The sequence below is a fragment of the Streptomyces sp. NPDC090127 genome (assembly GCF_044746945.1).
Classification (GTDB): Bacteria; Actinomycetota; Actinomycetes; order Streptomycetales; family Streptomycetaceae; genus Streptomyces.
In genome coordinates this window covers 382132-395648 of sequence record NZ_JBIVDE010000008.1, presented here as the reverse complement: position 1 = coordinate 395648, position 13517 = coordinate 382132, and the positions used below count along the sequence as shown (strand labels likewise).

12 protein-coding genes are annotated in these 13517 nt (G+C 71.3%); 2 read left to right on the top strand and 10 right to left on the bottom strand.

What is annotated here, in order from left to right; all coding sequences use genetic code 11:
* Positions 1-118: 118 nt before the first annotated feature.
* Genes ACIPPS_RS28545 through ACIPPS_RS28530 form a run of 4 tightly spaced genes read right to left on the bottom strand, consistent with a single transcriptional unit; the run spans position 119 to position 3750 of the window.
* Complete coding sequence (locus ACIPPS_RS28545) at positions 119-790, bottom strand: response regulator (protein ID WP_401437702.1); 672 nt, start codon at positions 788-790, stop codon at positions 119-121.
* Positions 787-2037 (bottom strand): sensor histidine kinase, encoded by a 1251-nt coding sequence (locus ACIPPS_RS28540; RefSeq protein ID WP_401437699.1) that lies wholly within the window; start codon positions 2035-2037, stop codon positions 787-789. Before ACIPPS_RS28540 ends, ACIPPS_RS28545 begins: the two co-directional genes overlap by 4 nt.
* A gap of 10 nt (positions 2038-2047) precedes the next feature.
* Positions 2048-2830, bottom strand: coding sequence for an ABC transporter permease (locus ACIPPS_RS28535; protein ID WP_401437696.1), 783 nt, complete (start codon positions 2828-2830; stop codon positions 2048-2050).
* The gene (locus ACIPPS_RS28530) at positions 2827-3750 is read right to left on the bottom strand and encodes an ABC transporter ATP-binding protein (protein ID WP_401437693.1); all 924 of its coding nucleotides are present in this window, start codon (positions 3748-3750) and stop codon (positions 2827-2829) included. The genes ACIPPS_RS28535 and ACIPPS_RS28530 overlap by 4 nt, the downstream gene beginning before the upstream one ends.
* A gap of 230 nt (positions 3751-3980) precedes the next feature.
* On the opposite strand from ACIPPS_RS28530, the gene ACIPPS_RS28525 reads away from it, so the two are divergent.
* A complete protein-coding gene (locus ACIPPS_RS28525) occupies positions 3981-4565 on the top strand; it encodes a GNAT family N-acetyltransferase (protein ID WP_401437690.1) in 585 nt (194 codons plus the stop codon).
* 97 nt (positions 4566-4662) lie between these two features.
* On the opposite strand, the gene ACIPPS_RS28520 is transcribed toward ACIPPS_RS28525, so the two are convergent.
* The 6 genes from ACIPPS_RS28520 to ACIPPS_RS28495 all read right to left on the bottom strand — a co-directional run bounded on the left by ACIPPS_RS28520 (position 4663) and on the right by ACIPPS_RS28495 (position 11919).
* A complete protein-coding gene (locus ACIPPS_RS28520; protein WP_401437687.1) occupies positions 4663-6339 on the bottom strand; it encodes a type VI secretion protein in 1677 nt (558 codons plus the stop codon).
* A gap of 1 nt (position 6340) precedes the next feature.
* Positions 6341-7741 carry an ATP-binding protein gene (locus tag ACIPPS_RS28515; RefSeq protein ID WP_401437685.1) on the bottom strand — a complete coding sequence of 467 codons (1401 nt, stop codon included), beginning with the start codon at positions 7739-7741 and terminating at the stop codon, positions 6341-6343.
* 54 nt (positions 7742-7795) lie between these two features.
* Entirely contained in the window at positions 7796-9349 is a 1554-nt protein-coding gene (locus ACIPPS_RS28510) for an SCO6880 family protein (RefSeq protein ID WP_401437682.1), read from the bottom strand.
* Complete coding sequence (locus ACIPPS_RS28505) at positions 9346-10692, bottom strand: hypothetical protein (RefSeq protein WP_401437679.1); 1347 nt, start codon at positions 10690-10692, stop codon at positions 9346-9348. The genes ACIPPS_RS28510 and ACIPPS_RS28505 overlap by 4 nt, the downstream gene beginning before the upstream one ends.
* On the bottom strand, positions 10682-11506 hold the full coding sequence (locus ACIPPS_RS28500; RefSeq protein ID WP_401437676.1) for a hypothetical protein: 825 nt from the start codon (positions 11504-11506) through the stop codon (positions 10682-10684). The genes ACIPPS_RS28505 and ACIPPS_RS28500 overlap by 11 nt, the downstream gene beginning before the upstream one ends.
* 104 nt (positions 11507-11610) lie before the next feature.
* A complete protein-coding gene (locus ACIPPS_RS28495) occupies positions 11611-11919 on the bottom strand; it encodes a hypothetical protein (protein WP_260230621.1) in 309 nt (102 codons plus the stop codon).
* Between the two features lie 437 nt (positions 11920-12356).
* Between ACIPPS_RS28495 and ACIPPS_RS28490 the strand changes: the two genes are divergently transcribed.
* On the top strand, positions 12357-13385 hold the full coding sequence (locus ACIPPS_RS28490) for an NlpC/P60 family protein (protein WP_401437674.1): 1029 nt from the start codon (positions 12357-12359) through the stop codon (positions 13383-13385).
* Positions 13386-13517 lie beyond the last annotated feature (132 nt).

The following is a 13517-nucleotide window of genomic DNA, read 5'->3' as shown; positions in this document are numbered from 1 at the left end:
GGGGACCCTGTGGGAGAGTAGGACGCCGCCGAACAATCATTGTGGGAAAGCCCCGCACCTTATGGTGCGGGGCTTTTCTGCGTTCACGACCCTTTCTCTTCTCCTGCTCCGGTCTCTCCTACTGCTCGGGCGTGACCAGGCGGGTGTCGTAGGCCAGGATCACGGCCTGGACGCGGTCGCGGGCGCCGGTTTTGGCGAGGATGCGACTGATGTGGGTCTTCACCGTCGACTCGGCGAGGTGGAGGCGCTGGGCGATCTCCGTGTTCGACCATCCCTGGCCTATGACCGTGAGGATCTCGCGCTCCCGGTCGGTGAGGGCCGCGAGACGGGAGTCCTCCCGGGGCGGGCCGGGGGTGGCCGTCGCCGGCAGGTGGTGGATGTACGCGTCCAGGAGACGGCGGGTCAGGCTCGGGGCCACCACCGCGTCGCCGCTCACCACCGCGCGGATGCCGGCGAGCAGCTCCTCCGGCTGGGCGTCCTTCACCAGGAAGCCGCTGGCGCCGGCGCGCAGGCCGTCGTACGCGTACGCGTCGAGGTCGAAGGTCGTGACGATCAGGACGCGGGTGCGGGCGCCGGTCGCGACGATGCGGCGGGTGGCCTCGATGCCGTCGAGGCCCGGCATCCGGATGTCCATCAGGACGACGTCCGGGCGGTGCCGGTCCACCAGACGGATCGCCTCGGCGCCGTTCGGCGCCTCGCCGACGACCGCCATGTCGTCCTGGCTCTCCAAGAGCATGCGGAACCCGAAGCGTTGCATCGCCTGGTCGTCCGCGATCAGCACCGTCGTCACGAGGGGGAGCCCTCCAGGGGGAGTCGGAGTCGTACGCGCCAACCGCCTCCGGGCAGCGGGCCGGCTTCGAGTGTGCCCTCGTACAGCTTCGCGCGCTCGCGCATTCCCGTGATGCCCTGGCCGTCCATGGCCACCAGCCCGCCCCTGTCGGTGGGTTCCGGCGCGCGGCCCGTGTTCGTCACCTCCGCCGTCACCTCGTCGGCGGCGTACACGAGGAGGACCGTCGCCTGTGCGCCCTCGCCCGCGTGCTTGAGGGTGTTCGTCAGAGCTTCCTGGACGACCCGGTAGACCGTCAGCTGGGCTCCCGCGGGGAGCTCTTGGGCATCGCCCGTGGCCTTCAGGCGTACCGCCAGGCCCGCGTTGCGGACGCCTGTCAGCAGGGTGTCCAGGTCGGCCAGGGTGGGCTGGGGGGCGCGTACCGCCGCTCCCTGGAGCAGGCGGCGCAGCTCGGTCAGGGCCTGGCGGCTCGTCGTGCCGATGGCGTCGAGGGCCTCGGCGGCGCGCTCGGGGTTCTTCGCGGCCGCGTACCTGCCGCCGTCGGCGAGGCCGGTGATGACGGAGAGGTTGTGGCCGATGATGTCGTGCATCTCGCGGGCGATCCGGTGGCGTTCGGCCGCGGCGGCGAGTTGGGCCTGCTGGTCGCGCTCGATCTCGAGGCGACGGGCGCGGTCGACGAGGGCGGCGGTGTGGTCCTTGCGGGAGCGGACGGCGATACCGAGGAGGGCGACCATCGCGTACGCCCACAGGGTGGGGACGATGTGCTGGTCCCAACTGCCCTGCGGAAAACGGACCGTCCCCACGACGAGGGGCGGTGCGAGCAGAGCGAGCGTCCACAGGAGCGTGCGCGGTGGGCGACGGAGCGCGAGGTGGAAGACCACGATCATCTGGAGAAGAGCGGCCTGGAGGAACGCTCCGGTCCAGTTGCTCACGAGCGCCGCGCCGGCCATCACCGCGAGAGCGGTCATGGGCCGGCGGCGGCGCCACAGCAGCGGGAGGGTGAAGGCCAGGCTCATGGCCAGGATCAGCCCGCCCGGTACGGACGGGTCCCGGGCGGTGTTGCGCCAGCCGCCCGTGGCGTCGACCAGGGCGGCGAACGTCCAGAAGGCGGTGAGTAACCCGTCCCAGATCCCCGGGCGGCGGGTGTCGAAGGCCTGCGCGCGCTGGGTCTGCCGCTGGAGCCACCGACTGAGCGGCGCCGAAGGGGAGTCGGGGACGGGAGGCGGTTGCTCGTCGGTGTCCGTGGTCACCTGCTCATCCTCATACGTCGCGCCGCTTCAGCAACAGCGCCGGGACGATCACGGCCGCGGCCGCCCACAGGCACAGGGCGAGCAGCGCGGCGCCCGGTGCGGCCGCGTTCGGCATCGGGTCGGCGGAGCCGAGGGCGCCGGCCGCCTGGGTGGGGAAGTAGCGGATCGCGGTGTCCACGGCGTCGTACGGGAGCATCCCGAGGACCTCCGGCAGGATCATCACGCCGCCGATGAACGCGCCGATGCCGCCGGCCACCGAGCGGAGTGTGGCGCCGAGGCCCAGCGCGATGAGGCCGAGGAGCGTGACGCCTGCGGCGTTGCCCGCGATGGCGGCGAGGACGCCGTCGTCGGCGAGGGAGGCGGCCTGGTCGGTCTCGGAGAGGAAGATCTGCGCCGTGAGGAAGGTGACCAGGGCGGTCACGAAGGAGACGGTGAAGACGGTGGCGGTGAAGACGGCGGCCTTCGCCCACAGGACGGGGGTCCGGCGCGGTACGGCGGTGAGGGAGGCTCTGATCAGACCGGTCGAGTACTCGCCCGCGGTGACCAGGATGCCGAGGACGGCGAGGCAGATGGCGCCGAGTTGGGAGCCGTAGAGGGTGAGGATGACGGTGTCGACGTCGGAGTCGCCGCCGTCGGAGGTGTAGGTGGCGCCCATGAGGATGCCGACGCCGAGGAGGAACGCGGCCGAGGTGAGGAGGGTGATCCAGGTGGAGCGGACCGTCCACAGCTTGTGCCACTCGGAGCGCAGGACGCGGGTGGTGGTGAGGGCGGGGGCGGGGGCGGAAGTGCTCATGCGGTCGCTGCTCCTTGGTATTCGACGGAGTCGTGGGTGAGGTCCATGAACGCCTGCTCCAGGGAGGCGGTCCGCGGGGTGAGTTCGTAGAGCGGTACGCCGTGGGTGGCGGCCGTGCGGCCGATCGCCGCCGCGTCGAGGCCGGTGATGTGGAGGGTGTCGGGGGCGTGGCCGGGCCCGGTGGGCTCCGTGGTGATGCCCGCCTGGGGGAGCAGCTCGCGCAGCCGGTCCGGTTCCGGGGTGACGACCTTGACCGAGGCGCCGCCCGACTCCCGTACGAGCGCGTCGACGGTCGTGTCGGCGAGAAGGCGGCCCTTGCCGATGACGATCAGGTGGTCGGCGGTGAGGGCCATCTCGCTCATCAGGTGGGAGGAGACGAGGACGGTGCGGCCCTCGGCGGCGAGGGATCTGAGGAGGGTACGGATCCACAGCACGCCCTCCGGGTCGAGGCCGTTCACGGGCTCGTCGAGGACGATCGTGCGCGGGTCGCCGAGGAGCGCGGCGGCGATGCCGAGCCGTTGGCCCATGCCGAGGGAGAACCCCTTGACGCGGCGGTGGGCGACCTCGGTCAGGCCGGTGAGGCCGAGGACGTGCTCGACGCGGGAGCGGGGGATGCCGTGGGTGTGGGCGAGCGCCATGAGGTGGTGGTACGCCGAGCGGCCGGGGTGGACGGAGCGGGCTTCCAGGAGCGCGCCGACCTGGGTGAGGGGTGCGGGGTGGGCGGCGTAGGCGTGGCCGTTGATCGTCGCGCGGCCGCGGGTGGGGGCGTCGAGGCCGAGGAGCATGCGCAGGGTGGTGGACTTTCCGGCGCCGTTGGGGCCGAGGAAACCGGTGACGGCGCCGGGGTGGACGGTGAAGCTGAGGTCCTGGACGACGGTCCTGTCCCCGTACCGCTTGGTGAGTTCGTCTGCTCGGATCATGTCCACGACGTTATGGAGCGGGGGGTGGCGGATCGTCAGACCGGGGGTGGGGCGCGGGCGAGGGGCGTAGTACCGGGGTACGACGGGGTGGGGGTGGGGTGTCGGGGTGGGGGTGGGGGTGCGGCGGTGCGGGGTGAGGGGAGGGGTACGGGGCGCGGGGTGTGGGCAGGGGCTGGTGCGCGGGGAGAAAGCAGTTGTCGGGGGTGGGCGGTCGCGCCGAGGATCGGGCCATGAGCTTTCTGATACGTACGATCCGCGCCGAGGAGTGGGAGCAGTGCCGTGAGATACGGCTCGCCTCGCTCCAGGACCCGGTGGCGGAGATCGCCTTCCTCGACACCTACGAAGCCGCCGTGGTCCAGCCCGAGTCGTTCTGGCGGGAGCGGGCGGAGGGCGCTTCGGAGAGGGGGACGAGGGTCCGGCAGTTCGTGGCCGAGACGGTGGACGGGCGCTGGGTGGGCACGATCACGCTGCTGGTGGAGCGGCCGTCCGACGAGATGCGGTTCGGGGACCCGGCGACGACCGACCAGACGCACATCGTGGGCGTCTACGTGCGCCCCGAGGCGCGTGGGACGGGTGTGATCGACGCGCTGTTCCGGGCGGGTGTGGACTGGTCCTGGTCGCTGCCGGAGCCGGTGATCCGGCGGGTACGGCTGTACGTCCACGAGGACAACGCGCGGGCCGCCGCGTTCTACCGGCGGTTCGGGTTCGTCGCGTCGGGCGTGGTCGTGGCGATGCCGGGGGAGGCGGTGGGGCGCGAGGTGGAGTACGAGGTGCTGCGGCCGCCCGCTTCCGAAGGCGGGACAGGTTTGGGCTGAGGCTTTCGCTCCCCCGTCGCGTGGAGCAGCGGAGCAGCGGAGCAACGGACCAGTGGGTCAGTGGATCCGTGGATCAGCGGATCAGTGGATCCGTGGATCAGGCCTGGGGTACCAGGGGTTCCTGCCAGCGGGCGCGGGCCTGTTCCTGGGAGCGCAGGAGGGCCAGCGTCGGCAGGCCGATGTCTTGGCCGGAGGCGAGCAGGTCCGGCAGCTGGGGGAGGGGGGCCACCGCCGCGGCGTCGTCGAGGACGAGGGTCAGTGGTGGGTCGAGCCGACCGTCGGATGACCGTGCGGCCATGCGGCGGCCGTGCTCGACCACGCTTGCGGCGAGGCCGGTGAGCAGAGGCATCGCGCCGGGGCGGCTGCGCGGGTCCTCGATCGGTTCACCGACCACATAGAGCGTGCCCCCTTCGGCGACGAAAGATTCCAGTGTCAGCGAATCAGTTCGATTCGGGGTGCAGGCGTCCCGGATGTGGATCGAGGAGAGCGCGGAGAGCGCCCGTGCGGTCAGCTCCTGGGCGATCTCGCGCCGTTCCGGGTGCGCGGTGAGCGCCGACTCCAGGAGGCCGGCGTGGCCGGAGGCCGCCTTGGGGTGCGTGCGGAGGATCCGTACCGGTTCGTGGGCGCCGGTGCCCTGCGCCCAGCGGTGGACCTGCTTGAACGGCCGGTCGTCCAGGGCGGCGGCGTGCAGCCAGCAGCGCAGGAGCGTTTCCGCGGTGTCGGCGACCGCCGCGTCCAGGCGGGACGGCGGGCGTACGGGGGCGAGGAGGGCGACGGCCCGTTCCTGGGCCCTGGCCGGGTCCGCGCAGCCGGCGGACGGGGACCAGTGGAGGCGGGCGGGGGTGTCGCAGAGGTGACCGGGGTCGTAGACGAGGACCGGGCCCAGCTTGCCGCGGGCGTCCTTGGTGTCGGCCCAGACGGTCGGGTCGGAGGTGACGACGAGGACGGGGCCCTCGGCGTCCTGGAGGGCCTGTAGGGCGGCGGGACGGCGGGTCGCGGGGGCGCCGTACACGAGGGAGCCGGTGGCCGCCGGGGCGATCGGGGGGAGCGGAGCCGTCGCGGCGGCCGTCACCGTCACCATCTGGTCCATGGGCCTGCGCGGCGCCGGTGGGTGTTCCGAGGGCGCGGTGGCGGAGGCGGGCGCGGGTGTTGGGGCGGAGGCGGAGGAGAGTGCGGTGGTGGGCTCCGGCTGCATGGCGGGCGCGGCCTCGGTGGCCGTCGCGACCCCCGGAGCCGTCGCGACCCCCGGAGCCGTCGCGACCCCCGGAGCCGTCGCGCCCCCCGCGACCGGGCCGGCCCCCGCGACCGGGCCGGCCCCCGCGACCGGGCCGGCCGTGGCGCTCGCGGCCTCCGGCGCGTCGACGGTCCCCGTACGCGCGGAGTTCCGTGCCCCCGCCCCGTACGCGCCCTCGCGCCGTCCCGCCCGTACCGATCGCCAGCGTGCCAGCGTCCCCACCGCGAAGACCGTGAGGACCACCAGCACCATCAGCTCACTGATGAGCAGGCCCCAGAACAGCCCGTACCCCGACAGCGCGTCCGCCGGGGTGTCCGGCCAGGCGCCCGCCAGGTCCTGCGGGCTGCCGATCAGGGCGCGGACGGCCATGGGGGTCCGGTTGAAGGTGACCCCGGCCGGCCAGGCGCCCTTCGAGAACAGGGCCGCCAGGCCGGTCGCCGTCCACACGAGCACCGTCAGGCCGAGGACGAAGCCGACGAGGGCGACCACGAGCCCGTCGGGGATGCCGCCCTGCTGCCGCTCCTGCGCGTCCTTCCGCATCTCACGCCACCGTCGACCGGGAGGGGTCGTTCAGCTGCTGCTCGATCAGGGAGGCCCGTTGCTCCGCCTCCCACTCCGCGGCCTGGAGATCGTCCGGGAGGGAGGACTCCGTCATGGCGCGGTCGGTGTAGACGAGCGGCCGCTCCCTCTCGGTGATGAGGTGTTTGACCACCTGCACATTGCCGTTGACGTCCCAGACGGCGATGCCGGGCGTGAGCGTCGGGATGATCTCGACCGCCCACCGTGGCAGGCCGAGCACCCGTCCCGTCGCCCTCGCCTCGTCGGCTTTCTGGGCATAGATGGTCCGGGTGGACGCCATCTTGAGGATGGCGGCGGCCTCCCGCGCCGCCGCACCGTCGACGACGTCCGAGAGGTGGTGGACGACGGCGACGAAGGACAGGCCGAGGCGGCGGCCGAACTTGAGCAGCCGCTGGAACAGCTGCGCCACGAACGGACTGTTGATGATGTGCCAGGCCTCCTCGACCAGGAAGATGCGCTTCTTCCGGTCGGGGCGGATCCAGGTGTGCTCCAGCCACACGCCGACGATCGCCATGAGGATCGGCATGGCGATGGAGTTGCGGTCGATGTGGGAGAGGTCGAAGACGATCAGCGGCGCGTCCAGGTCGATGCCGACCGTCGTCGGCCCGTCGAACATGCCCCGCAGGTCGCCGTCGACCAGCCGGTCCAGGACGAGCGCGACGTCCAGGCCCCAGGCGCGTACGTCGTCTATGTCGACGTTCATCGCCTCCGCCGACTCCGCCTTCGGGTGGCGCAGCTGTTCGACGATGTCGGTGAGGATGGGCTGGCGGTCGGTGATGTGCTCGTTGACGTACGCGTGGGCGACCTTGAGCGCGAAGCCGGAGCGCTCGTCGAGGCCGTGGCCCATCGCGACCTCGATGATCGTACGGAGCAGGGCCAGCTGCCCGGTCGTGGTGATCGAGGGGTCGAGCGGGTTGAGCCGGATGCCGGCGTCGACGGCGACCATCGGGTCGAGGCGGATGGGGGTTATCCCCAGCTCCTGCGCGATGAGGTTCCATTCGCCGACGCCGTCCTCGCCCTGGGCGTCGAGGACGACGACCTGCCGGTCGCGGAAGCGCAGTTGGCGCAGGACGTACGTCTTCTCCAGCGCGGACTTGCCGTTGCCGGACTCGCCGAGGACGAGCCAGTGGGGGGCCGGGAGCTGCTGGCCGTACAGCTGGAAGGGGTCGTAGATGTAGCCCTTGCCGCTGTAGACCTCGCGGCCGATGATCACGCCGGAGTCGCCGAGGCCGGGGGCGGCCGTCGGCAGGTAGACGGCCTGGGCCTGACCCGTGGACGTGCGGACGGGCAGGCGGGTCGTCTCCACCTTCCCGAAGAGGAAGGAGGTGAACGCCTCGGTGAGGGCGGAGAGTGGATCTCGCATGTGCACGGGCCCCTTAGCGGCTGGCGTGGCGTGGCTGGCGGCTAGTGGCGGTGGCTAGCGGCGGATGCCGGTCGCGAACGGCAGGGTGTTCACAAAGGCCCGGTGGTGCTCGCGGTCGCACCACTCCAGCTTCAGGTACGACTTGCCCGCGGAGGCCCTGATCGTGCGCTTGTCCCTGGCCAGGGCTTCGGGCGAGCGCGACGACACAGTGATGTACCCGACGAGGTTGACTCCTGCCGCGCCGCTGGCGAGATCTTCACCCCGCTGGTCGAGCCGGCCGTGCGCGGCGATGTCGCGCGGGTCGACCGTGCGGTTCATCTTTGCCTGGCGGGAGGCCTCGGCCTCGTCGTTGGTCTTCTCGGTGAGCATGCGCTCGATGGCGACCTCGGTGGGTTCGAGGTCCATCGTCACCGCGACCGTACGGATCACGTCGGGGGTGTGGACGAGGAGCGGGGCGAGGAAGTTGACGCCGACGGGGGTCATCGGCCACTCCTTCACCCAGGCGGTGGCGTGGCACCAGGGGGCGCGGGTGGAGGACTCGCGGGTCTTGGCCTGGAGGTAGGTGGGCTCCATGGCGTCGAGTTCGGCGGGCCAAGCGTTTCGTTTCGTCATGGCCTGGATGTGGTCGATGGGGTGGTCCGGGTCGTACATGGAGTGCACGAGGGACGCGAGTCGGGACTGGCCGAGGGGCTGGCGTACGCGGATGTCGGCCTCGGCGAGGCGGGCGCAGATGTCGGTGAGCTCGCGGGCCATGACGACGGCGAGGCCGGCGTCGCGGTCGAGCTTGCGGGCGCCGGAGGTGTGGCGGGCGGCGCGGGCCATGGCGTTGGCCTCGGCGGCGAGCTCGCGGGTGAAGTGCATGCAGGCCACGAGGTAGGCGCGGTGCTGCTCGCTGGAGGTGGAGACCATCGACTGGAGTTGCTCGTACGAGTCCTGGAGCCAGCCGGGGGCCTGCGGGTCGCCGCGCTGGGCGACGTCCTTGGCGTGGGCGTCGGGGTCGGCGGGCAGGGTACGGGCGAGCATCTGGAGGCGGGTGACGAAGCCGTCTCCGTTGGCGACGTGCTTGAGGAGCGTGCCGAAACGGTCCACCAGGGCTTCCTGGTCCTCGCTGTCGCGCAGGCCGACGCCGGGACCCTCGATCTCGATGGCGGCGGTGACGGTGCGGCGGTCGGCGTGCAGGAGGACGGCGATCTCGTCGGGGCCGAAGGGCGCGGCGAGCCAGTTGATGCGGCCGATGCCGGGCGGCGGGCCGACCTCGACCTCGCGGCCGTCGAGGCGGACGCCGGCCTCGGCGGCGGCGGAGCGGTAGGCGGTGCCGCGCTTGAGGGACCGCTTGTAGCTGCGGTTGATCTCGAACCACTTGTAGAAGGTGCGGTGCTTGTACGGGACGTACACGGCGGCGAGCGCGAGGACGGGGAAGCCGACGAGCAGCACGATCCGCAGGGTCAGGGCGGGGACGAGGAGTCCGCTCATCATGCCGAGGAACGCGCCGGCGATGATGAGGGCGATCTCGCCGGTCTCGCGGTTCTTGCCGACGATCGCGTTCGGCCGGGCGCGGCCGATGAGATACGTACGGCGGGGCGCGACCGGCTGGGACTGGGTCGTCAACGCCCTCCACCTCCTGAGTTCTTGCGGTTGCTGTGCGGGGTGCCTGCGGTGGGGCTGCTGCTACGCGGCGGGGGTGCGGCGGAGGGGACAGATCCGCCGCCGCCCCCGGCGCTACCGGCGCTGCCGCGACTGCTGTGCGCGGCGACTCCGCCGGAGAGCGGGTTGGCGGGGCGCGGGGCGCCTCCGCTGTTCTGGGTTCCGCCGCCACCGCCGTCGCGGGTGCTGTGGGTCTTGATGCCCTGGGAGACCAGGGAGGCGGGGGAGGAGAGAACGGCCGCGGCGGCGTTCTCGCCGGCGCGGTGGACGCGGTTGTTGCGGGAGGCGACGATCTCGTCGCCGAAGCCGGGGACGAAGCGGTAGATCATCGCGGAGGCGAAGATGGCGAGCAGGATGATCGCGAGCCCGGAGACGACGGCGGAGAACGAGTCGGGGCCGGTCCCGGAGGAGAGTGCGCCGGCGAGGCCGAGGACGATGACGATGACCGGCTTGACGAGGATGATCGCGATCATGATCCCGGCCCAGCGGCGGACGTGGCCCCACATGTTCTTGTCGACGAGGCCGGAGTAGACGACGACGCCGAGGAGGGCGCCGACGTAGAGCATCACGGCGCGCAGGAAGAGCTCGAGGTAGAGGACGCCGGCGGCGAGGATGCTGACCAGGGAGACGATGATCAGCATGATCGGCCCGCCGCCGATCTGGTCGCCCTTCTGCAGGGCCTCCTTGAAGCTGCCGAAGAAGACGTCGGTCTGCTGACCGGTGCCGGCGGCGATGACCTCGGTGACGGCGTCGGTGGCGTTGACGACGGTGTAGAGGATGAGCGGGGTGAAGGCGGAGGCGAGGACGGTCAGCCAGAGGAAGCCGATGGCCTCGGAGATGGCGGTGGTGAGGGGGACGCCGCGGATGGCCCGCTTGGCGACGGCGAGGAGCCAGAGGAGGAGGGTGAGGAAGGTGGCGGCGGCGAAGACGATGGCGTAGCGGCCGAGGAAGGCCATGTTGGTGAAGTCGACGTCGGCGGTCTCTTTGACGGCGCCGGCGAGGTAGTCGATGGTGGCGACGGCGGCGTCGGCGCATCCGCGCGCGAGGGAGGACAGCGGGTCCAGGGCGGCGGTGGGATCGGGAGCCCGGGTGCCGGCGGAGCCGGGGGTGTCGCCGTTCTCGCAGTAGTCGCGGGCGGGCCCGCGGATCAGGTCGCACGGGTTGTTGCTGCTGGTGGGCGTGGGCGTGGGCGTGGGTGTGGGGGTGGGAGCCGCGAAGGCGCGGCTGGACCACACGATCGCGAACGCTTGGACGGTGCCTGCTGCAGTGGCCAGTGTGAGCGCTCGGCGGGGACGCTTAGCGGGCATAGGTGAACCCTCCGAACTGGTCGACGGCGTCCGCCATCTCCTCGGCACTGGAGGCCGCTTGGTCGCGACCGACCGGCACGGGGCCGTCCTTCTGTTCGAAGTCCGTCACCTTCCAGTCGCCGCCGACCCAACGGAGCTGGTACGTCGTCGTGTACCAGCTTTCGGAGACGGGATTCTGGGACCCCTCTCCAGCCAGGCCGAACAGCGAGGAGAACCAGACGGCGACGGTCGCCCGGTCACCGGTAAATCCCTCGATCTTCGAGCCGACCGGGATGACACGCGAGATGAATGTCAGCCCGTTCGGGGCCTGCCCGCCGTCCGTGAGGCCGATACGCGTCAGGAAGCCCTTGTCCGAGTACACCTTGTCGAGGTCGCCCTGCCGTGCTGCGGCGATGTCCGGGGCGTACACAGCATTGACGATCTCGTGGCGACGAGCTGCGTCGAACATGTCGGCGGACCCGAGGGGAACCGCATAGTTCGACGCCGCACTCTGCGCCCCCTGCTCGTCCCTCGCGAAGCCCGTCGGGATCGTGCCGTTCTTGCCTGTTACCGGGCGGACGCCTGTCGCTGCCGTCGGGGCCTTCTGGCCCGAGGGGGTCGTGGTGTCCGAGCTGTTGTCCGTCGCCGGGTCGCCGCCGCCCCTGTTCGCGAAGGCGATCGCGGCGATCAGGAGCACCACCACGCCGACCGCCGTGATCAGCGAGCGCGAGCCGCGTGGGCGGCGGGCGGGGGCGTACGGGTCGCCCGTGCCGCCTTCGGGGAGGCGGGTGCGGGTCTGCCCCGAGCCGCCCATGTCGTCGTCGCCGAGGCTCATGACGGGTACGCCCCCTCAACCGTTCGCGGGTACGACAGAAGCCGTGCTGGTTTCCGCGCGGGCGCGGTGTGGTGACTGGACATCAGGGAACGTGACCTCGGTGGTTAGACGGCCATCCCGTACACGATCGTGAACAGCGTCCCCAGCGAGCCGATGATGAAGACGCCGGTCAGGCCGGCCACGATCAGGCCCTTGCCCTGTTCGGCGCTGAACGTGTCCCGGAGGGCGGTCGCGCCGATGCGCTGCTTGGCCGCCCCCCAGATGGCGATGCCGAGGCAGAGCAGGATGGCCACGGCCATCACGACCTCGATCATCACCTTGGCTTCATTGCCCAGGCTCCCGAAAGGCCCCCAGTTCGGGGCGATTCCACCGATGATGGTGGTGATGTCGCCCTCTTCGGCCGCCAGGTACATGTAACTCACCGCCCCTGTTGGGTAGTTCGTCGCCCTTGCCCGATGGCATGGGTCATCGCCCTATCTTCGCTGATGAAACCGCCCGCGTGTGACGGCTTGGCGGCTCTCTTTACCCGATCCCCGCACATGTGACCGATCCGACCGCCTTGACCTGCGGCGGTGTGGCCGGTTTCTATGCGAGGAAGCGTATGGTCACTCTGTGTATCACGGAGGGTGACTCCGGGCAATGACTGTCGTTGTTGCACTCTTGGGGTGGTGGCCTGGTGGTCGCCCGGCGGTCGCCCGGTGGTCGCCAGACGGGCGCCCGCCCGTTCCCCGTCCCGCTTCCGAGCGGCTGACTTTGTCCGAATCGGGTGTCCGGTGGCCCCTCCTCCGCACGGGTCCCGCCCCTAGACTTGTCGCTCGATGGACTGCCAAGACCCCAGGGGTGGTTGACGGTGCGTAAGGCGCGCAGGGCCTGGCTGGTGGCCGGTGGGCTCGTCGGCGTGTGCGTCAGCTTCGTCGCGCTGCTCGTGGTCGGTACGTACTCCGCCGCCGCCGGCCTCATCGGGGGCGCCGGGAACGCCAAGAACGGCACCGTGGGGCTGGCCAAGGGGGCCGTGCCCGCCGCGTACCAGGGGCTCGTGCAGCAGTGGGGGAACCTCTGCCCCGCCATCAACCCGGCCCTGCTCGCCGCCCAGCTCTACCAGGAGAGCGGCTGGAACCCGCGGGTCGTCTCGCCCGCCAACGCCATGGGCATCGCCCAGTTCATCCCCGGCACCTGGGCCGGGCACGGCATCGACGGGGACGGCGACGGCGACCGGGACGTGTGGGACCCCAAGGACGCGATCCCCTCCGCCGCCACCTACGACTGCGAGCTCGCCGGCTATGTGAAGAAGGTGCCCGGCGACCCGACGGACAACATGCTCGCCGCGTACAACGCCGGCGCCTACCGGGTCATCAAGTCCGGTGGCGTGCCCCGCATCACCGAGACCCAGAACTACGTACGCATCATCCGGACGCTGGAGAAGAGCTTCGCCCGGCCCGTCGGTCGCGTCGAGCCCTCGCGGCAGGCGGCGGGTGCGATCTACTACGCGCAGCAGAAGCTCGGAACCCCCTATCTCTGGGGCGGCACCGGGACGGCGGCTCAAAATGGCCGATTCGACTGCTCCGGGCTGACCCAGGCCGCGTACCACTCCGTCGGGATCGAGCTGCCGCGTGTCGCCAACGACCAGTACAACGCGGGCCCCCATCCCTCCCGCGACGAACTGCTCCCCGGCGATCTGGTCTTCTTCTCCGACGACCTGACGAACTCCCGTGCCATCAGGCATGTCGGCATCTACGTCGGCGGCGGTTACATGATCGACGCGCCGCGCACCGGGGCCGTGATCCGCTTCGACAAGATCGACACGCCTGACTACTTCGGTGCGACACGGGTCACCAAGGATGGTGCCGCGGCCCTGCCGACGCACCTTCCGCAGGCCTGACGTACCGTCGGAACGGTCGGGCTTCGTTGGCCGGAACTCTCTGTTGAGCACGGGCCCTGAGCTGCGACGACGTGTCACTCTTCGGTAACGTCAGGGTGATCGTCGAGGAAGAGCGGAACGCACGCCTCAGGC